At 39.6% G+C, this 20820-nt stretch carries 21 protein-coding genes and 2 riboswitches; of the genes, 1 reads left to right on the top strand and 20 read right to left on the bottom strand.

Going from position 1 to position 20820, the window contains the following annotated elements; genetic code table 11:
• Positions 1-154 precede the first annotated feature (154 nt).
• A riboswitch (purine riboswitch) is annotated at positions 155-256 on the bottom strand.
• Between the two features lie 203 nt (positions 257-459).
• Positions 460-1824, top strand: coding sequence for a guanine deaminase (gene guaD / locus JCM12304_RS09290; RefSeq protein WP_060679966.1), 1365 nt, complete (start codon positions 460-462; stop codon positions 1822-1824).
• Between the two features lie 198 nt (positions 1825-2022).
• Here guaD and JCM12304_RS09285 read toward each other — a convergent pair whose 3' ends face one another.
• From JCM12304_RS09285 to JCM12304_RS09190, 20 genes are all read right to left on the bottom strand, one after another.
• Positions 2023-2304, bottom strand: a complete 282-nt coding sequence (locus JCM12304_RS09285; RefSeq protein ID WP_060679964.1) for a PTS sugar transporter subunit IIB — start codon at positions 2302-2304, stop codon at positions 2023-2025.
• Positions 2305-2306: 2 nt separating this feature from the next.
• Positions 2307-3632: a PTS galactitol transporter subunit IIC gene (locus tag JCM12304_RS09280; protein WP_060679963.1), complete on the bottom strand. Its 1326-nt coding sequence runs from the start codon at positions 3630-3632 to the stop codon at positions 2307-2309.
• A 17-nt stretch (positions 3633-3649) separates the two neighbouring features.
• Positions 3650-4093, bottom strand: coding sequence for a PTS sugar transporter subunit IIA (locus JCM12304_RS09275; RefSeq protein ID WP_060679961.1), 444 nt, complete (start codon positions 4091-4093; stop codon positions 3650-3652).
• A 23-nt stretch (positions 4094-4116) separates the two neighbouring features.
• A complete protein-coding gene (locus JCM12304_RS09270) occupies positions 4117-5133 on the bottom strand; it encodes a thiazole biosynthesis adenylyltransferase ThiF (RefSeq protein ID WP_060679959.1) in 1017 nt (338 codons plus the stop codon).
• The gene (locus JCM12304_RS09265; RefSeq protein ID WP_060679957.1) at positions 5133-5897 is read right to left on the bottom strand and encodes a thiazole synthase; all 765 of its coding nucleotides are present in this window, start codon (positions 5895-5897) and stop codon (positions 5133-5135) included. Before JCM12304_RS09265 ends, JCM12304_RS09270 begins: the two co-directional genes overlap by 1 nt.
• 1 nt (position 5898) lies before the next feature.
• Positions 5899-6102 (bottom strand): sulfur carrier protein ThiS, encoded by a 204-nt coding sequence (gene thiS, locus JCM12304_RS09260; RefSeq protein WP_060679955.1) that lies wholly within the window; start codon positions 6100-6102, stop codon positions 5899-5901.
• A complete protein-coding gene (thiO, locus tag JCM12304_RS09255; protein WP_060679953.1) occupies positions 6099-7220 on the bottom strand; it encodes a glycine oxidase ThiO in 1122 nt (373 codons plus the stop codon). Before thiO ends, thiS begins: the two co-directional genes overlap by 4 nt.
• 20 nt (positions 7221-7240) lie before the next feature.
• Entirely contained in the window at positions 7241-7918 is a 678-nt protein-coding gene (gene tenI, locus JCM12304_RS09250) for a thiazole tautomerase TenI (RefSeq protein WP_060679983.1), read from the bottom strand.
• 713 nt (positions 7919-8631) lie between these two features.
• Positions 8632-8742: riboswitch (TPP riboswitch) on the bottom strand.
• Positions 8743-8910: 168 nt separating this feature from the next.
• Complete coding sequence (locus JCM12304_RS09245) at positions 8911-9327, bottom strand: cupin domain-containing protein (RefSeq protein ID WP_019375982.1); 417 nt, start codon at positions 9325-9327, stop codon at positions 8911-8913.
• A 63-nt stretch (positions 9328-9390) separates the two neighbouring features.
• Entirely contained in the window at positions 9391-9669 is a 279-nt protein-coding gene (locus JCM12304_RS09240) for an amino acid kinase family protein (RefSeq protein WP_218185781.1), read from the bottom strand.
• Between the two features lie 100 nt (positions 9670-9769).
• Positions 9770-10816, bottom strand: coding sequence for a serine hydrolase domain-containing protein (locus tag JCM12304_RS09235; RefSeq protein WP_060679949.1), 1047 nt, complete (start codon positions 10814-10816; stop codon positions 9770-9772).
• A 3-nt stretch (positions 10817-10819) separates the two neighbouring features.
• Complete coding sequence (locus JCM12304_RS09230; protein WP_060679947.1) at positions 10820-11788, bottom strand: GNAT family N-acetyltransferase; 969 nt, start codon at positions 11786-11788, stop codon at positions 10820-10822.
• Complete coding sequence (locus JCM12304_RS09225) at positions 11785-12759, bottom strand: N-acetylglucosamine kinase (RefSeq protein WP_060679945.1); 975 nt, start codon at positions 12757-12759, stop codon at positions 11785-11787. Before JCM12304_RS09225 ends, JCM12304_RS09230 begins: the two co-directional genes overlap by 4 nt.
• 69 nt (positions 12760-12828) lie before the next feature.
• On the bottom strand, positions 12829-13710 hold the full coding sequence (locus JCM12304_RS09220) for a MurR/RpiR family transcriptional regulator (RefSeq protein ID WP_019375967.1): 882 nt from the start codon (positions 13708-13710) through the stop codon (positions 12829-12831).
• Positions 13711-13814: 104 nt separating this feature from the next.
• Positions 13815-14726, bottom strand: a complete 912-nt coding sequence (murQ, locus tag JCM12304_RS09215) for an N-acetylmuramic acid 6-phosphate etherase (protein WP_060679943.1) — start codon at positions 14724-14726, stop codon at positions 13815-13817.
• 14 nt (positions 14727-14740) lie between these two features.
• Complete coding sequence (locus tag JCM12304_RS09210; RefSeq protein WP_019375965.1) at positions 14741-15889, bottom strand: exo-beta-N-acetylmuramidase NamZ family protein; 1149 nt, start codon at positions 15887-15889, stop codon at positions 14741-14743.
• Positions 15890-15954: 65 nt separating this feature from the next.
• Entirely contained in the window at positions 15955-17556 is a 1602-nt protein-coding gene (gene nagZ, locus JCM12304_RS09205) for a beta-N-acetylhexosaminidase (protein WP_060679940.1), read from the bottom strand.
• A 29-nt stretch (positions 17557-17585) separates the two neighbouring features.
• Positions 17586-18434 (bottom strand): carbohydrate ABC transporter permease, encoded by an 849-nt coding sequence (locus tag JCM12304_RS09200; protein ID WP_019375963.1) that lies wholly within the window; start codon positions 18432-18434, stop codon positions 17586-17588.
• Between the two features lie 14 nt (positions 18435-18448).
• Complete coding sequence (locus JCM12304_RS09195; RefSeq protein WP_238538282.1) at positions 18449-19324, bottom strand: carbohydrate ABC transporter permease; 876 nt, start codon at positions 19322-19324, stop codon at positions 18449-18451.
• Between the two features lie 91 nt (positions 19325-19415).
• Positions 19416-20723: an ABC transporter substrate-binding protein gene (locus JCM12304_RS09190; RefSeq protein WP_060679938.1), complete on the bottom strand. Its 1308-nt coding sequence runs from the start codon at positions 20721-20723 to the stop codon at positions 19416-19418.
• Positions 20724-20820: the final 97 nt, after the last annotated feature.

The raw sequence follows: 20820 nt of genomic DNA, 5'->3' as shown, positions 1-20820 counted from the left end.
GCAGCCTCAATATTCTTAGTTACTTCGCAATATAATATGAAGATTTTCACTACCAATACAAAAAAGCCCGGGATACATGCTTTTCTATGAATAAGCATGTATCCCGGACCTTAAAGGAACCGAAATAAGAATAACATCTAAACATACGTAGACGTCACCCATACAAGCTTTTCATAGTCAGTTCATTTACGGTAAACTGGTAGAAACTCGCAGGCCATATCCCCGCTATTATATGAAAAACATCATTAAGTTTGTCTTTAGTATAACACCCATTTTCTATTAAACAAGTATTTTTTTAAAAAAACTTCTATTTTATTTGTTGCAATAGCTCTTGGATCCCTTTTTCTACTTAGGTTTACCACAAATTTCAAAAAGCTATATAGCTCTCTGGACTTCCGTATCCCATTCCATTATAATGGCTACTATAATTAACAAAATACGAACAATAAGGTGATTTATATGTATAATTATTCGTTAATTTTTCAAGGAACTGCATTTACAAGCAAATCTGCTAAGGAAATAAATATAGTAAAAGACCATCTTTTTTGCGTAGACGATAGTGGGATGATTGCAAATGTGGTATCTCCTGAAGATCCACGTTACCGCTCAATTCTCCAAGAGTACGAAGACAAAAGTAACTTTTATCGCCTGAAGAAAGGACAATATCTTTTCCCTGGATTTGTTGATTTACACATTCATGCCCCACAATGGGCTCAGGCTGGAACGGCATTGGACCTACCATTGAATGATTGGTTGCATACGTATACTTTTCCGTTGGAAGCTAAATTTGAAGATACAAGCTTTGCAAAAAAAGTGTATGAAGATCTTGTCCATACATTGTTAAAAAATGGTACGACAACAGGATTATACTTTGCTACTGTACACAGAGAAGCAAGCTATCTATTAGCTAAAATATGTGCAGAAAAAGGGCAACGTGGATTGGTGGGTAAAGTAGTTGCAGATGATCCAGAGCAAAATCCGGATTATTATAGAGACCCAGACGCAACAACTGCGTTAGAAGAAACAGAGCAATTTATTGTGGATGTGAAGGAATTAGCAAAAACGACCAAGCAAGGCGTTTATCCTGTTGTAACCCCAAGATTTATCCCAAGCTGTACGGATGAAGCATTAAAGGGTTTAGGTGAGCTTGCTGCCAAATATGACACACATATCCAATCCCATTGCAGTGAAAGCGACTGGGAACACGGTTTTGTTAAAGAACGATTTCATAAAACCGATACAGCTGCTTTAAACGATTTTGGTTTATTACAGGATAAATCGGTGATGGCACATTCGGTATTTTTAGAAGATAAAGATGTGGAATTATTTGCTGAAACAGGTACAGCTATTGGCCATTGCCCACTCTCAAATGCCTATTTCGCGAATGCGGTAATGCCCCTTCGCCATTTCCATTCCCGTGGTGTGGACATTGGCTTAGGAACAGACATCTCAGCTGGAGCAACACCCAGCTTATATGATAATGCAAAGCAAGCGGTCGTATCCTCCCGCATGCTGGAGGATGGAGTAGACAATTCCAAATCCCTCGAAGTGCGTGGTGTAGACGATTCACGCATTACAATTAAGGAAGCATTTTATTTTGCGACAGCTGGTGGTGGTAAGAGCTTAAGTCTCCCAATCGGTCTCTTGGAGAAGGGCTACGCTTGGGATGTACAAATCATTGATACAAAAGCAAAAGGAAATTCCCTTCCGATATTTGATGAAAAGGAAGATCTGGATGACGTGTTTCAAAAAATTATGTATCTTGTGAAATCCGAAAATATAAAAGAGGTTTGGGTGCAGGGGGAAAAAGTAGTAGGTGATTGACTAGAACAGTAGCAAGCCTACTTATAAAAGTTCTTATTAGTGGGGAAGCTTTCGAACGAAAATGGAAGGAAAGCTTTCCCCAATTTTTCTGGAAGATAATCTCTTCGCTTCAGAGTATAGCCCCCACACTTTAAAATCAAAATTGTTTTTAACATAGTCTCGAATTCTGCCAGCCTACCTGTACGGGAGCCCTTTTTCTCACACCAATTTATTTCTAATTTCCAAATACACTTCTTCTGTTCCAATCCCTGTAAGCAATGGAACCCCATCAATCACATTTTCCTTCCAATCATCTGGGACGATCGTTGTTGATACGATAAACGCATAGTCATCGCTTCTGCTATGTGCATCATTAATGTTTGCTTGATGGAGCTCTACCTGTGAAATTAAATCCTCCTTGGTCAAGTATTCCTTCACTTTCCCCAAAACAACAGTTGAAGTAGCAACTCCGGTTCCGCAAACGATTAGTCCCTTTTTCATAACTAACCACCTTTCTTCCTGATTTTATTGACATTTAGCAGACCAGCAAATGCAATGATTCCAATCGCCGCAATCCCAGGCCAGCCCACCATTTTCCCAACACCAACAAATAACCCGGTTGTCCAGAGCGCTCCGTCTACTAACGCTGAAATGCTGGAGTTGTCTCCAGCGTCAAAACCGGCATTGTTAGCCATTTCTGTAAACAACGGAGAAACCCATGTAGCAATATACAAACCTGCACTTATGTATATGGTGGCAGCAATAATTGTCCGAATTATATTCCCTTTAAAGACAGGGACCATTAAGCAGATTAAAAATGGAATGGCAGCCAAATCTCCAAACGGCAATACCGTATTTCCTGGTAAGATAACTGCCAATAAAAGGGTAATCGGCACCATCAACAAGGAGGCGGACAAAACTGCAGGATGACCAACTGATAAAGCACTGTCCATTCCAATGAATAATTCTCTATTTGGAAATCTTTTTTTCATCATTTCACCGGCCGCTTCCGAAACAGGGGTTAGCCCTTCCATCAGTAATGCAACCATTTTTGGCATCAAAACAAGTACAGCACCTGTCTGTATGGCCAGTTGAAGTGTTTCTTGAAGGTTATAACCTGCCAGCACACCAATAACAATACCTAGTAAGACACCGAGTATCAAAGAATCTCCAAGTAACCCAAATCGTTTCTGAATGGTTTCATGACTAGCCTCCAATTTATTAAACCAAGGGATCCGGTCAAAAACATAATTCAGGGGTTTTGCTAAAAAATAAGATGGTGCTGAAGCTGCATGCGGAAAAGTAATTTGCTTGAATCCGTAGTAGGATTGAATATCTGACGCAAGCAAATCACCCAAGAGAAAAATCACCATGACATGTACAGCAATGGTAAGCAGTCCGAATGCAAAGTTATTTGTGATCGCATAAACTAAAGAGCCTGTAAACGCGAAATGCCAATAGTTCCATATATCCACATTTAATGTTTTGGTTAATCCAAATAGCAACAACAAAATATTTATTCCTATGCCTATAGGAATAGCTAGACTGCCTAATGTTGTGCCATAGGAAATAGCCGCTGCAGCAGGCCAGCCCACATCAATTGTGCGTAAATCGAAACCAAGATATTCAACCATCGATTTTGCTGCAGGTCCTAAGCTACTCGTTAATAATTCAAGAATCAAATTCAACCCGACAAAACCAATTCCTACAGTAAGCCCTGCTTGTATCGCTTTTTTCACTTTTGTTCCAAGTATAAGCGCAAAAATAAAAATGATAACAGGGAGCATAACGGAAGCTCCCAGATCAACAAACCATTGTAATCCTTCCATAAACTCACCCCAGCAAACTATGTTTCTATGTTATTTATTAATTGAAGCAAATGACTTTTATTTTTTATTTGGTTGAGCTGCTGCATAAATGCAGTGTCCTGCAAACATAGAAACAACTTCTGTAAATGTTGTAAATGCTCTGTCGGATCCCGAAAAGCAAGCATAAAAATAAAAGAAACATCTATGTTTTGCTGATTATTGCCCATTTGCTGGAAAACTACCGGTTTTTTTAAAGCAGCAAATACGACCTGACTTTCGATAACATGCTTGCTGTCAACATGTGGAACAGCCACTCCGTATGGTTGTACCGGTAACCCTGTTGGAAAGCCTTGCTCTCTTTTTAAAATTTCCTCCATAAAATCAGCGGTTACATACCCTGTATTTATTAACATGCTACACATGGCAGTTAATGCCTGTTCTTTCGTACCCACTGTCAAATTCATCATAAAAATATCTTTCAAATTTCTCATCCTTCATCTTTCAACTAGCCTAGATAGCGGTGATATAATGATCTGGCTCTCGCGGCATCATTGGTCCCATGTACAAGCACGCGTCCGTCCCGAAATAACACCAGGCGATCATCACCAATTGTAAACTGTAACAAATACGGGTTCTGCTTAACCTTTCCCAACTTTTTCAGCTTAATAGCCAATGTTTCTAAATCTTTTGTCTCTCTTGAGCTTGGTCGAATCTGTACCGTTTCTCTACCACACAGGATTTCTGCTTTGGTTGTATTTTCATAATCCAAAAATGGATAGTTGGCATGATCCCCACATGATTTGCACTGTTGCTGTTTTAAAGACCGTACTTGGATAGTTGATTGCTGATTATTCCATAAATCGAAAGAAATTAATTCCTGCCGTAATCTATCCGTTTTTTCTGTCAATATCTTTAAAGCCTCAGCCGTTTGATGTGCTATAACAAGCTGCACAACCGGACTAATAACACCTAATGTATCACAGGTCATTCCACCAATGGGTATGTTTTCCATTAAACAGTGCAGGCATGGAGATACCCCCGGTAGGATCGTATAACTAATTCCATAACTCCCTACACACGATCCGTAAATCCATGGGATAGAGTACTTCTGAGAGGTATCGTTAATTATCATGCGAATATCAAAATTATCTGTGGCATCAAGGATCAAATCAACTCCGTGAATAAGTTGCTCTAATTCTACAGGTGTAACATCTATAATATGGGCATGTATCGTTATTCCGCTATTAATCTCCTCTAGTCTCTTCTTGGCTGCGATTACTTTTGGCATACGTTCTTCAGCATCTGCTTCTGTATATAATTGCTGTCGCTGTAAATTACTCCATTCCACATAATCTCTATCCACTATTGTCAACTCTCCGACCCCTGCCCTGGCCAGAATCTCTGCACTTCCAGTTCCAAGTGCTCCTGCTCCGATAATTAAAGCATGCTTATTTTCTAGTTTTTCCTGTCCTTCAGCCCCAATGCCGGAGAAGAGTATTTGTCTTGAGTAACGGTCATGCATTACACACTGATCCCTTCCATAGGACTGCTTGCAGTAGCATATCTTTTCTTTCCAATTCTGCCAGCTTCATATCCGAGTCGTCCTGAGATTACTGCAAGCTTCATCGCTTCAGCCATTTTAATCGGATCTTTGGCTCCCGAAACAGCTGTGTTGAGTAGCACTCCTTCAGCCCCCATCTCCATTGCCATGGCAGCGTCTGCAGGGGAACCGATACCTGCATCCACAATGACAGGTACATTTGCCTGTTCGATGATGACACTTAAATTCAAGGGATTAATTATCCCTTGTCCGGAACCAATTGGTGAAGCACCAGGCATGATTGCATGTGCACCAACTTCTTCAAGCTTTCTTGCGAGTACGACATCATCTGACGTATATGGTAATACGGTAAATCCTTCCTTTACTAATTCTTCTGTCGCTCTCAATGTTTCAATCGGATCCGGCAATAAGGTTTTATCACAGCCAATTACTTCTACTTTAACCATGTCACAGAGCCCCGATGCTTTTGCCAATTTTGCAGTTCGAACAGCTTCTTCGGCTGTTTTGGCTCCCGCTGTATTCGGCAATAGGCTGTATTTCTGCAAATCAAGCTTTTCCAGAAAATTCGGCTGTGACGGCTCAAAAACATTCATCCGACGCACGGAAAAGGTTAATATTTCTGTATCCGATACGTTAACAGCTTCTTTCTGGGTTTCGAAATCAGGGTATTTACCTGTTCCTAGTAATAATCTTGAATTAAATTTTTTATCTCCGATGATTAACATCTCAACCGCCTCCCACAAATTGTACTAATTCAATTTTATCGCCATCCGCTACTTCTTTTTCCGGATGTTTTGCCTTGTCCAAAATTTCTCCGTTATGCTCTACAATTACTACTGGGTTTGTAATATTAAAGTGGTTCTTAACATCTGTAATTGTTTTAACAGTTGCAGGCACCTGTATTCGCTTTCCATTAACAAGTAGATTCATACTTTCACCTCCTCCAAAGATTTTCTGTCCAAACTAAAGGTACTATCGATAGACTTGCCTTCAATCAGATCAGCAATCATTTCCCCTGTAATTGGGCTTAATAATATCCCATTTCTGAAATGACCTGTTGCTATCGTCAACCCATGCAGTTCTGGATGTTTTCCGATGTAAGGATAGCCGTCTCCTGTTTGTGGCCGAATCCCTGCCCATGCCTTTTCCCACCTAGCATTCTTTAATTCCGGGAGCAGCCTTCCCGCCATTTCAATTAATTGGAATAAACTGGATACTTGCACTGTTGGATTCTCATCATAAGGCTTCTGTGTTGCCCCAATGATGGTTCTTCCTCTGGACTTTGGCACAATATATCCATTGGATAAAAATATGCTCGAGGTGGCAATTGGCTTATCGTGAATAACCGAAAAACACTCTCCCTTTACTGGAAATACATCTAACGCCACCCCAGCATTACTTAATATTTGCTTGCTCCACGCACCTCCAGCGATAATTATGTCTTTCGCCGAAAACGTACCTGCACTGGATTTCACCCCTGATAAGCGCCCGCTTTCATAGATGAAATCCTTCACTTCTGTATGCTCCAACATATCTGCGCCAAGCTTTTTGGCAGATTGTGCAAAAGCATTGGCTAGAAGCGGTGCGGAAACCTGTCCATCATGCGGCAGATATACCCCACCAAGAGCAGCATCTGAAAGGCCGGGCTCACGCTTTTTCAGTTCTTCTGCGGCTAACCATTCTGCTTCCTCCCCGATCGATTTCTGGTATGCAGCAACTGCTTTTAAATGCGCTACTTCTTCTTCTGTTTGCGCGACTTTTATAATGCCACTTTGCATCAATTCGATATCGACACCCGAAATTTGGTATAATTCCTTTGCCAATTCAGGGAATCTGGACCTACTTTGTCTCGCTAAGTTAAATAACGGGCTATCCCCTTCCAATTCGGATTGAGCACCGAGCATACCAGCTGCGGCACTGGAAGCTTTCTCTGCCAAACCATCTTTCTCCAAAACTAGTACACTATAGTTTCGCTTACTTAACTGAAAGGCAATAGAACTGCCAATTACGCCTCCTCCAACAATAATAGAATCATAATGACGCTTCACACGACCACCTCGCTTTTTGTTTATGCGTATCTATATTCCTGTGCTGCCTTCAGCGGATCCTTTGCAAGTAAAATCCCTGATAGAACAGCCACACCACTTGCACCATGTGCCATAACTTCTTGTACATTTCGTGGTGTTATTCCTCCGATAGCAATTACAGGTATGGAAACTTGCCTGGCAACATGCTGTAAGCTTCCTACACTCTTAGGCTCCAGATCTGGCTTGGAGGCGGTTTCAAATATATGTCCATATACAAGAAAATCCGCTCCATGTCCCGCCAAGTGTGTTCCTTCATTCACCGCATGTACAGAGCAACCAACCTTTAATTCAGGAAATGCGCTCTTCACCTTAGCCACTTCCATGCTCCGATAGGTCAGTTGGACACCATGAACTCCCGTTTGATTTGCTACATCCACACGATGATTCACAATGAGCTTTTCCATTGGTACCCCACTGGCGGAAAGGTTTTCAATTGTTTGTACCACTTCTTGGTCAGTCCATTCCGGTTCACGTAAATGCAAAAAGTCTATGTGATGATGAATCTCAGCAACAATAGAAACAAGTGTCTCTGAGGTTTGCTGACCTGTAGAGATAACATGTAGTTCTTTTATATTGACCGCCTCCTTTTTGTGATTTTTAAAAATGAATAAGAGAACTGAGATAGTTGAGTAGATAAGCTCCATTGATTTCCGTTGCATACGGGCGCTTTCCACCGGCATGGCTTCAGCTCATGCTATTCCGGCTGGAGTCGCGGGTCAACAGGACAAGGAAAGCTTCTAAGAGAAACATCGAACGCAGAAAAGGCGGGTTTCTTTTTCAAGGACGTTGGTCATGCAATCGTTGCCACAAATGTTTTCGGTGGGGCGAGTTAGCGCAGCCTCAGCCTCAGTCCCAGGACGTGGCGTTCTTAGATTGCCATCTTTCATTCCAATCAATTGGTATATGCTATTGATTAATTAAAGATATTTAATAACCGAAAAAGTATCTTTCATCTTTAATCGTTTTGAAAAATAAACTTTAGCGTAGGAAAAATACGGAGACTCCTCGAAAATGAAAATACACATTTTCTTCGTGCGATGCCTTGCTTACGAAGCTTTCCTTGTCCTGGGGGAGATGAGGCATCGGTGAGACCCCGGAATGCGTAGCATGAGGAGGCTCATCAGCCGCCCCCGGAAAGCGCAGTATTTTTCCGTAGCGGTGTTATTTAACTTTTTATCATTTACAGCTGAATAGGTTTCTCTAGTAACTCCCTTCCCTCCCACTATCAATGTAATGAGACAACGTTTGTGCCACATCATTTGCAATAGAACCTAAAATTTTTCCCTCCTGTTATTCAGGAAAACAAAAAAACCACTCTTCCTTTTTAGGGAAAAGTGGTTTGTACGCTTGTATTTTCATAAAAATATAAACGGATACCAATCCACCACTTCCCTACACCGGCACTAACCGTCTCAAGTTCAAAGAGTCCCAAAGTCAATTACTTTGATCTCAGCCCTTTTAAAAGGCACCCCTAGTGGAATCGCATATTAAATTGTACTTGTTATGAAATTTAACACGCTTATTTTAAATTGTCAATAATAATTTATTTTTCTGATAATGATTAGCTTAGTTTGAGTACACAGAAAATAAGTTTTCATAACTAATAATAAACCATTAAGAAAGGGCACTCCACGTGCCCTTTTCTTAATTCTTAAGCTTCCACATCCACCATATGTGATTTAAATCCTTCATTTTCCACATCATCAGATACTGGAAGAAAAATACTTACCTGCTCTGTTGGTTCAGTATCATCATTAGCCACAGAATGAACGACACCTTTAGGAACTAAGAATGTATCTCCTTCTTTATATGAGGTCCACTCCCCATTTTTCAGAAGTCTTACTTTCCCTTTAGTAATATGAATAACCTCGGCAACATCATGGTAATGTGGTAGTACAATTCCTCCTAACTCGATACGTTCACGTAGCACAGAGCTAACGCTAACTCCCAGTCCATCAGCCTCTGTAGCACTTAGAAGTTCCTGATTGAACACTTCACGATGCTCCGTAAATTTATTCCACTTTAACTCTTCCCCAACATTAACCTTCGTATTCTTTTGCTCATTCATTTACAAACACTCCTTCTTTTTTTAATAGAATCCTAGATATTATCGTCTATCATAATCCTTCAATTAGTTCGTAATAACAGTTCCTGTTTTTCCGGTAATAGCGTCCTTCGCTTTGTCCAAGGAAGTGATAATAGATTTTCTGCCTTCCTTTGCGCTAACAAAATGAAGCGCAGCCTCTACTTTTGGAAGCATACTGCCTGGCGCAAAATGTCCTTCCTCGATCAATTTTTCTGCTTCTTGGATAGACAACTGGTCAAGGTCTTGCTGGTTTGGCTTTCCAAAGTTAATTGCAATCCGTGAAGGTGAACCAGCATAGAAAACATGATAAATAATTTGATACAACATAACTCAAAAAAGCCGCCATTGTACAGTTGACCTGTATAACGGCGGCTTTTTAAAATATGCTAATGGTGTATTTTTTTATTTATATATTAACTATCCATTATATACTCGCCCTAATCAAATTATGCAGTCGTGCTCGCAATCTGATAATATGTGGCTCTCTACCATAATGAACGCGATTGGTTAGTAAAATAACATGTAGCTTTGCTTCTGGATCAAACCATATACTTGTCCCCGTAAAGCCAGTATGCCCATAAGCACTGGAGGAAAAAAGATCTCCACAGGAAGATAATTTCGGACTTTTCAACATCCACCCAAGTCCTCTATATTCCTCACCAAATGGGGTATGGTTTTGTCTTGCAAGTTTTAGAACATTTTCTGACAACACGCGATGCCCTTTATATATGCCGTTATTTTCTATCATTCTTGCAAAATTGCTCATATCACTTATCGTAGAAAACAAACCAGCATGGCCACTTATACCATTCATTGCAAAGGCATTTTCATCATGAACGATTCCTCGTTTATAATCACCGAGCTGCTCACTATATTCTGTTACAGCAAAACACTCTACACTATTTGTAGGATTAAATGTTGTTTCTCCCATTTCCAGAGGAGTAAATATTTCTTTATTAATAAATACGTCGAATGGCTCATCTGTAATTATTTCTATTAATTGATAAAGTGTAATAAAGCTTAAATCACTATAAACGACCTTGGATCCTGGTTCATTTTCAAGTGGTTCTGTAAGGGCGCGGTGGAGAATTTCGTTTCTCGTCAAATTTTCTCTATAAAATTGCCGATGTGCTGGAAACCCAGCAGTATGTGTTAATAAATGCCGGATAGTCACTTTTTCTTTTCCATTCATTGAGAAAGCTGGCAGGAAGAGACGAACCGGATCATCCAAACGTATGTCTCCACGGTCTATTAGCTTCAATATAGCAGGAAGAGTAGCAATGACTTTTGTAAGCGAGGCTAGATCAAATACTGTTTCTATCTGCATCGGGGAGATCGTTGGATACACCGCTCGGTTGCCAATTGCTTCTCGGCAAATTATTTCACCTTGATATGATACATGTAGCACCGCCCCAGGTATATGCTTTGAATCAATCTCTTTTTGCAAAAATGCTCGTATTTTTTCTATCACTTTCTACCCCCTCCTCATATGTAAAGATTTTTTATAGGAATCATAGCTTTTCCAAACGCCATAGCCAAGTTTTTTGTAAAATGTTACGAGCCCTGTCCAATCAATTACAATCCGGTAGATATCTCGTCTTCTTAGCTCGGCAATTCCTGCTTTTACGATAGTAAGTCCATACCCTTGACCTCGTTCTACATCATCAACACCCAATGGACCAATACCTCCGAGCTCTTCTTTGAAAAGGGGTGCCCAATAAACATTTTGGGCAATAGACAGGGAACGAGAATCGTTTATCCTACAGAAACCAATAATATTACCCTGTTTCTTCATGACTATAAATTCGCGGCCATTTCCTCCTTGCTCAAAGTATTTTAATGCTTCATATTCCCAGCGTCCGGGAAAGCAGCGATTCATAAAGGTGAGGAATTCATCTTTCTCTTCATAAGCTAGAATCGTAAATGTTACATCAGAAGTGTTTGGCTCCTCTATTTCTTCATTTGCATCATATGCTTTTATCATGTCATGTTCCTGTACATACATCTTATATCCTTTTGCTTCAAACCATTGCTTCGCTTTCGCATTGTTTTCTGGAATCCCAGGAAAATAATGCCATGGGTCTCTTCCCAGCAAAATAGTTCCCATCCCTTCATCACGAAATACTTTTTCCGCATGGGCCAGTAAACGAGAACCAATTCCCTTATTCTGATACTGTTTCGCCACTACAATAACTTGAATCCACCCTGTGCTGGTTGGCATGGAAACAGAAGTTGCTTCCTGCCACATTTTTGCAATGATAAATCCAATTACCTCTTCAGCATCATTGATTGCAATCAAGGACCCTTCCCAGCTCACATTCTCATCTTGAAAACTATTTTGTTCAAATAGCTCTGTCCTCATCGGAAAGTCTGTGCCTAATTCTTTATTCCACAAATCAACCAACTGTTGTAAATAAATTGCATTCCATTTAACAAGCTTCATTCATATTCACCCCGATAATTTTGGATAAATTCACTTTCATTAAATTGAATCCCGTCTTTTTTTAATGCGGCGATAACAGCTCCACCTGCAGGATCAATTTCAGGCATGATAAAGTGAACTTCCTTCCCAAGTAGTTTTAACGTTTGTTCCATTGTTTCTTGGAATAAATCAACACGGTTAAAGATACCTCCTGCCAGAACAACAGGAATAGCTTGTTTTTCCTTTTTAAATTGATTATCAATTAACCTGGAAATGGATTTTCCAATCTCTTTCCCTTGCTGCTTAACAATTGAAAGGGCCATTACATCTCCTTGATCAGCTGCTTTAAAAACAAGCTTGCTTAATGATGCAATTTCTACTTTTACATCAGCTGCTTGATAGACATGTGGAATTACATCAGTCAACTCTTTTTCATGAAAATGCTCCAGAATAAATTCACCCAACAATGGAAGTGTTCTTCTTTCATCAAGTGCTTTAAAAGCTGCTTGTAAGGCATCCCTGCCAATAGAAAAACCACTGCCGTTTTCATCGATAAAATGTCCCCAGCCACCAACACGACCGTGTTCCCCATCTGCATTAATCCCATAGGTGATAGAACCTGTACCGGATATCTGTACGATTCCCGGCTTGCCAAACGTACCAGAATATAATGCAGTTACTGCATCATTATCTACACTAATATTTTCAAAACCGTTCAGAATCACTGACAAAAGCTGCTTCATTTCCTGTTTGGAAGCTTGTCTGCTTACCCCGGACATGCCGGCAAATACTTGACGAATATCATTTATGTGCAGATTACTTTGTGTCCAAAGCTGTGAAAATAAGTTCTGGAATCTTAATTTGACGGTTTCTTCAGGTACACTATTCGGGTTAGTTGCTTCAACTAGAGCTTCAGCAATCAACTTTCCTTTTTCCGTTGTAATGATTGCTTTTGTTTTTGTCCCACCACCATCAATCCCTAAATAATACATTCAAATCCCCTCCATGTAACAAAAGGATTAACTCCTGTTGAGCTAACCCTTTCGTGTTTAAATAAATCTTTATCCTTTTTTATTATTGCCATTACCATTCATTGTAAGAAAATCTACAGCATCCCTTGTTGCTCCTAGGTGCTTCACTGTCTCCTCATATTGCATGGACGCAACACACATAAAGAGAATATCAACTACTTGCAATTGAGCAAGACGTGATGAAGTCGCTCCACTACGAAAGGTTGGCTCACTGGAGGCTGAAGTATACAAGTTAACATCCGCTTGTTCAGCGACGGTTGACCTTCCATATTTCGTCAAGCTGATTGTTGTAACCTTGTTCTCCTTAGCTAACTGTAGAATTTTTGCTATTTCAGGAGTTTCTCCAGAAAAAGAAATCCCCACTACAACGTCCTTTTCTTCTGCATTAGCCACAAGTGTTGCAGCCATATGCATATCTTTAAAAGCATATGCTGTTTTATCAATACGCAAAAATTTCTGCTGGGCATCTTCTGCTGCAATGCTTGAAGCTCCGACTCCAATAAAGTGAATTCGTCTGGACGCTCTCAATATATCAACCGCTTTTTGCAACTCATCTTTATTTAGCATGTCAGCTGTTTCCCGAACGGTTTGGATCGTATTATCAATCATCTTCTTTATGATGGAATTTGCTGATTCATTTGGTTGGATATCCTGATAGCCAACATGATCACCAGGTTTTCGCAAATCACCGGCGATTCTCAGCTTCAAATCCTGATAGCCTTTTAAATCTAACGACTTACATAAACGAATAACAGCCGCTCCACTCGTGGCACTTTTTTTTGCCAATTCATTTACCGTTAGCGAAATAGCCTCTTGAGGATTATTTATAATATATGTTGCAATTTTTTTCTCAGATGGGGCCAACTTCGGCAGCATTTCCTTTAAAATAACAATGCCTCCTGTTGTGCTCATGCAATCAGCTCACTTTTAATTGGTTTAGTCTGGACAAAGATATAACTGGTTCAAAAGCTATATTCTTACAATAGCAAGTGCTTATTGACGAAGCTTTCTTTTTATTATACCCTTTCCTTCCGTGCACGTTCAATTGCCTCCCGAACAAAACCACCCTCTTGGGTTATATAGCTTTGTGCCTCTTCAAATGAGACATTAGCTTTGAGCATGACAATTGCCGGTTTTACCTCGAAATTAGTTATTTCCAATATTTCTGTTGCTTTTTCCTCAGCCACATTCGTAATTGTGCTTACAATGCTTATCGCACGGTCCTTTAATTTTTTATTACTCACCTTTACATCAACCATTAAATTCTCGTATACTTTTCCTATTTTAATCATGGCCGTAGTTGTGATCATATTTAAAATCATCTTATGTGCAGTCGCTGCTTTCATTCGCGTTGATCCTGTCAACACTTCTGGGCCAGTCTCCACCTCTATCGGAATAGATGCAAACTTACTGATCGCAGAATCCAGATTGCTGGAAAGGCTGACAGTTACTGCTCCAACTTTCTTTGCATGCTTTAATGCACCTATTACATATGGTGTCCTGCCACTGGCAGCAATGCCAATAACTACATCCAAGTCGGTTATATTTCTTTTTTCAAGATCCTCTATGCCTCTTTCTTCCTCATCCTCTGCACCTTCCACTGCTTGAACAAACGCGCCTGTACCTCCAGCCATTACTGCTTGAACAAGCTCAGGTGAGGTACTAAACGTAGGTGGGCATTCGACCGCATCCATAATTCCAATTCTTCCACTCGTTCCAGCACCTACATAAAAAAGCTTTCCCCCACGAGATAACGCATGGGAAACAGCATCCACAACTTTTTCAACTTGCGGAAGCACCTGCTGTACCCGTTGCGCTACGGTCATATCCTCTTTATTAATTACATTTAAAATTTCTTTTGTGGACATAGTATCAATATGTGCTGTATGCTGATTTCTCTTTTCTGTCGCTAAATTGGTCAGTTTCATCTATTCTCTCCATCCTACTTATATAATAGATAACTCTCTCTTTGCTTTTTAAAATCTTCTAATTCTTTATCACATGCTTCAAAAAATGGTTGGACAGTACGTTTTAAAATAATTTGCTTCAAATCCCTCGTACCTGCTAAAAGGTCAAAAAAATATTTACCCTGATCATTCGTTATAAACTTAAATTCACTTTGGTACATTTGTGCAATTGTTTCTATTAAAAGGACACCTGCTTCAAAGGAATTTAACTTCTTTCGATCAGATACATGCAATTGGACGCCTCCACATATCTCATTTTGGTGTTTTTGATATGTCGGAATAAAGGAAGTCGGTCTTGCTAAAACGCCCGGTATCTGTTTCTGATTAAAAATCTTTGCAAGTTTTTGACCATCTATAAATGGTGCCCCAACTTGCTCAAACGGCTTTGTAGTACCCCGCCCTTCTGAAAGATTTGTTCCTTCAAAAAGACATGTACCTGGATATAAAATATTCATCTCAATATTCGTAGTGTTTGGTGAGGGTGGAACCCAAAAAAGTCCTGTCTCATCATAATATTTATCTCGTTGCCAGCCCTCCATCGGAATTACCGTAAGCTCACAATCATAGTCAAATTCATGTTTAAACATAAGAGCAAGCTCAGCTACAGTCATGCCATGCCGATTGGGTATTGGCAATAGCCCTACAAATGAGCGTACATCTTCTTCTACAAGGTTCCCTTCCATTTGTGTGCCTGCTACAGGATTGGGACGATCCAGAACAACAAATTGTTTTCGGTATTCTTTACATGCTTCCATCACATAAGCCATCGTATAAATATATGTATAATATCTCGCGCCAATATCCTGGAGATCAAATAATAAAACGTCCACCTCTTCCAGCATTGCTTGATCAGGCTTACGTGTAGCACCATACAAACTATAAACAGGTAAACCGGTGTACGGATCTATTGTGGATTCAAGCTTCTCTCCCTCCCTGGCATCCCCACGAATACCGTGTTCCGGCGCATACAATGCTGTTAATTGAATATCCGGATGTTCATGAAATAGATCGATTGCAGGAACAAGCTTCTCATTCACTCCGGTCATATTTGTAATTAATCCAATTCGTTTCCCTATAAAACTTTTGTATTCTTTTTCAAGAAACACATCAAGACCAATTTTCATATAATCCACCTTTTTTCGTTCATGTTACCTTTTCTTCCTATATGAATCCTACATTTTCCTTTAACTTAGAACATATGGACAGGCAAAGCTCCCTTCGCCTGCTCTTTTCCAAATAACGCACCAACAGCTATTTGAATTGCTGTGGCGGTAGGTTCATATGTAAATATAGACGCTGAATCTTTTGGTAACAGAGCAATATCATATGGACTTTTCATCGCTATAGCAATGATTGGAATGCCCATTTCTTGTATACGTTGCACTAACTTAATTTGTTTACTTTCTGATGAAAGGCCAGACGTCCCAATAATCACATAATCATAATCCTTCGCTTTATGGGCAATTGCTTCAATATATTCGTTTGAAGCATCACCAGAAAATGGCTGCACATCAAAATTATTGTGATATGCCTCTATAGCACTACTCAATGAGAAGTCGTTATGTTTCTTATCTTCTACCTTTGTTTTTGCTTCATCTCCTGGGCTAATTACCATGATCTTCCTGGTTGATGAGCTACTGAGTGGAAGAAGACCTTCATTATTTACAATCGTAACACTTTCACGAAATACAGATGCCGCAAGCTTTTCATGTCCTTCTCCTCCAACAAAAGCAGGCACAGTAGGCGGAGTATCAAGTAGATGTACATCCTCCCACTGCAAATACGCAGCTTTTAGCCTTTGAATTCTTTTATTCGCTTGTTCGACAGCATGCATGACAGATTTGTCCTGTTCAGCTGCACTGAATATTTTCTCTATAGCTCTTATCTGTGTCTTGTATGTATGTGAAATCATAATTAAATCTATACCAGCTTCTATCGCACGGACCGCACCTTTTTCCGTACCGATACCTTGCGAAATTGCATTCATCTCCATACAATCTGTCGTTACTACGCCATCAAATTCTAGCTCTTCTCTTAATAGGCCAGTAATTACCTTCTTCGATAACGTAGCCGGAAGACCTGCTTCATCATCGATAGAAGGAAAATAAACATGGGCAGACATCACGGTATCAGCACCTGCTTGGATATTTTTCTTAAATGGGTAGAGTTCCACTTCATCCAAGCGTTTTTTATTATGGAGAATGACAGGTAAATCCAGATGAGGATCTACTCCCATATCTCCATAACCTGGAAAGTGCTTCAAGGTTGTAATCACGCCGGCGGCTTGCATCCCTTTCATAGCTGCTTCGCCAAACATGGCCACTTGTTTTGGTGACTCGCCAAAAGACCTTACCCCAATGACAGGATTCCGCGGATTATTATTCACATCAACAACAGGCGATAAGTTCCAATTAATCCCTAATGCCTTTAATTCTTTTCCAGTGGCAACCCCGACATGATAGGCATTTTCCACTTGGTTTGTTGCTCCTAAAGCCATTGCTCCAGGAAAATCCGTTGTCCCCTCACCTAATCTGCGTACAATGCCATTTTCCTGATCAATGCAAATGAATAGGGGTTGCTGATACCCTGCCTGCTTTGCTTCCTTTTGAAGTGCTGTCGTTAACTGAAGTACTTCACTAGGCGTACCAATATTGCGACTGAACAAGATAATTCCGCCAATATGGTATTCATGAATCATTTCTTTCATGTGCTTGGGTATTGTCTTCCCATCAAAACCAACCACTAGCATTTGCCCGATTTGATGTTTTAATTTTCTTACGTTGTCCACCATAGACCCTCCAATTTCCGCAAAATAAATCGCTATCCTTTTATCGCTCCATTCATCGCTCCCTTAATGAAGAAACGTTGCAGGAATAAGAAAAAGACTATGATAGGGATCATAGAAATGATCGCACCAGCAGCAATTAAGCGCCAATCTGATGTGAACGTTCCCTGCAGCATGTTTAAACCAAGTGGTAACGTAAACATGTCCTGATCATTCACAATAATTAATGGCCATAGAAAATCTCCCCATGCACTAACAAATGTAAATATCATCAAGGTCACCATGGAAGGTTTAACAAGTGGCATTAATATTCTCCACCAAATTTGAAAACTGTTTGCACCATCCATTCTCGCTGACTCATCCAATTCCTTCGGTACGGTCAGAAAAGCCTGACGCATGAGAAATACACCAAAAGCTGTAGTAACATGTGGAAGCACCATTCCCATGTAGGTATTTTGCAAGCCAAGCTTTAAAGAAATGATATACACAGGAATCATTAATAATTGAAAAGGAATCATCATGGTTGAAAGCACCAATATAAATATCGTGTTTTTCCCTTTGAATTTCATCCTTGCAAGTGGATATGCTGCAAGAGAGCAAAATAAAACATTCAAGAATACAGTCAGCACAGCAACTACCACACTATTAAACAGATACCTCCAGAAAGGAAAGGTGTCCATCACTTTGACAAAGTTAGTTAATGTTGGATTTTCAGGTAGCAGCTTCGGAGGATATTGGAAGATGTTCTCACTTCCAGACTTCAATGCAGTTGATAACAGCCATAGAAATGGACCAATCATGAAAATCGTTACGATAATTAATAATAAATATAGGAAAAACTTCTTGATGATCGGGTTGTTTGTTTTTGTTTTACTAATTTCCATTCAGTTCCCTCCTCTCACGCTGTATTATCCTTACCCATAAATTTAATGTTGATTATGGAAAGAACAAGTGTAATTAAAAATAATACGACTCCAGCTGCACTGGCATATCCCATATTAAGACGATCGAATGCTTCTGTATAAATATAAAACACGAGTGTTTCTGAGCTATGTAATGGTCCCCCACCAGTCATAATGTAAATCTCTTCAAAAACTTTCATTGCTGCGATCGAAGACATAATTGTTACGATAAGCACAAATGGCATCAGCATTGGAATCGTAACTCTTGTTACCTTTTGCCACCAGTTTGCACCATCAATATCAGCAGCTTCATACAGATCATTGGGGATAGACTGTAGACCAGCTAGGTAAATAATCATATAATAACCAAGCCCTTTCCAAATGGTCACAACCATAACCGCAAAGATTGCAGTCTGTGTAGAAGTTAACCAGTGAATTGGCTCGGAAATGATATTTAATATATCAAGCACGTAGTTTAATAGACCATTTTCTTTATACACCCAATCCCAGGCTATCCCAGCAACTACTAAAGAAGTTACTACTGGAATATAGTAAGCCGAGCGGAAGAAACCAATGCCTTTTAATTTTTGGTTAACCAACACAGCTAAAAATATCGGTATAATCACGAGTGCCGGAACGACACCAATTAAGTAGATAAATGTATTTGTTAATGTTTTCCAGAATAAATCATCTTGAAACAAATTTTCATAGTTTGTGGTTCCTACAAATTCAGCGTCTGCAATCATATTATAATCAGTCATGCTTAACCAAAAGGCCTGGAGCATTGGATAAAATATAAAAGCACCTAATATGATTAATCCTGGCAGCAAAAACAAGTACGGTGTAAGCTTATTTGTTCTCAAATCATTCACCCTACCTTTTGGATTTAGAAATGATGCATTTTTTTACATTGTTTTATAAAAAGAAAGGGGAGAGACTACTCTCCCCAACTAATCTACTTGCTTATTTACTTAAAATTTCATTCCATGCTGCTTCTGCTTGATCCAACGCCTCTTGTGGGCTCATATTTCCAAGCATTGCTTCTGAAATAGCATCGTACATGGCTTGACGCAACTCATCATAATTATCCATTGGCTTAATTAACAACTCGGATTCATCAAGCTGTGCAGCAGACTGAATACGAACTAAATCTACTGGCTCTGCATCTTCACCTGCTTCGGTGAAATATGGATCCTCTAATGCTTCTACAGCTGATGGAAGAATTGGTGTCAACTTAGAGAATTCCAATTGATTTTCCGCATTTGTTAGGAACAACGCAAACTTAACTGCTGCTTCCTTACTTTCCGTTTGTTCAGGTACTACAATGTTTTGTACACTAATTGTCTTTTTGCCACTCTCTCCAGTAATACCAGTGGAAGGAAGTGTGTTCTCATAAATATCAGGAGCGTTTTCTTTAATTTGGGAGATAAACTGAGATCCCATAAATGTCGCAACCTGTCCTGCCTGATACATATCAATTGTACTTCTTTGATCACCTGTTAATGCTTCACGTGGGATTAAGTCATCCTGATATAGCTCTGTAAAGTATTCAAATGCCTTTAAACCTGCATCTGTATTGAAGGCCGCTTTTGTTCCATCTTCATTTGTTAAATCTGCTCCCATTTTAACCATATGCTGTAACACTAAAGATAGATCAAGTGATGGGAAATAGCCGTATTTACCTGTTTCTTCTTTAACTGTCTTAGCTACTTTCTTTGCATCCTCATAGGTTACCGGGATGTCTTTTTCAGGATCAAGACCTGCTTCTTCATAAATTGCTTTGTTATTAAGGGATACTTCTGTAGATAAGTACCATGGAATAGCAAAGGTTGTACCATTAATTTGGTTCGCTTCCCATGCACCTTGAACATATTTCTTTTGATCTTCTTCAGCTACTGCTTCATCCATATTTACCAATGCATCCAAGTCAGCCAATTGGGAGGCAAATGTAGGGTTTAAGTTAACTACATCAGGAGCTGAGTCAGAGCTAACAGCTGTTAATATTTTTTGGCTTAAATCTGCTGCAGGCACATCCAACCATTTCACCTTGATATTTGGATTTTCTTTTTCAAAATCAGCAATAACACCTTCAATGTAATCTGTGAATGTTGGTTTTAATTGCATTGTCCAAAACTCAATAGTTGCTTCCTCTGAGCCTCCAGACTCCTTCTTTTCTCCATCTTTTGCTGAAGAATCATCACTATTGCCACATGCTGACATAACAAGCATCGCTATGATTAGCAATAAACTAATTAAACTTTTTTTCTTCATCTCCTAAAAAACCCCTCTCAAATTATCAAACTCTTTTTTTGATGCAAGATTCCGAATTCTTTTTATGTACTTAATCTCTTCTTAACTCTGTTTTGAG

It is taken from the genome of Virgibacillus halodenitrificans JCM 12304 (genome assembly GCF_001310895.1).
Classification (GTDB): Bacteria; Bacillota; Bacilli; order Bacillales; family Amphibacillaceae; genus Virgibacillus_Q; species Virgibacillus_Q halodenitrificans.
Note: the sequence above shows the minus strand (reverse complement) of the source record. Positions and strands in the feature narration are given on the sequence as shown.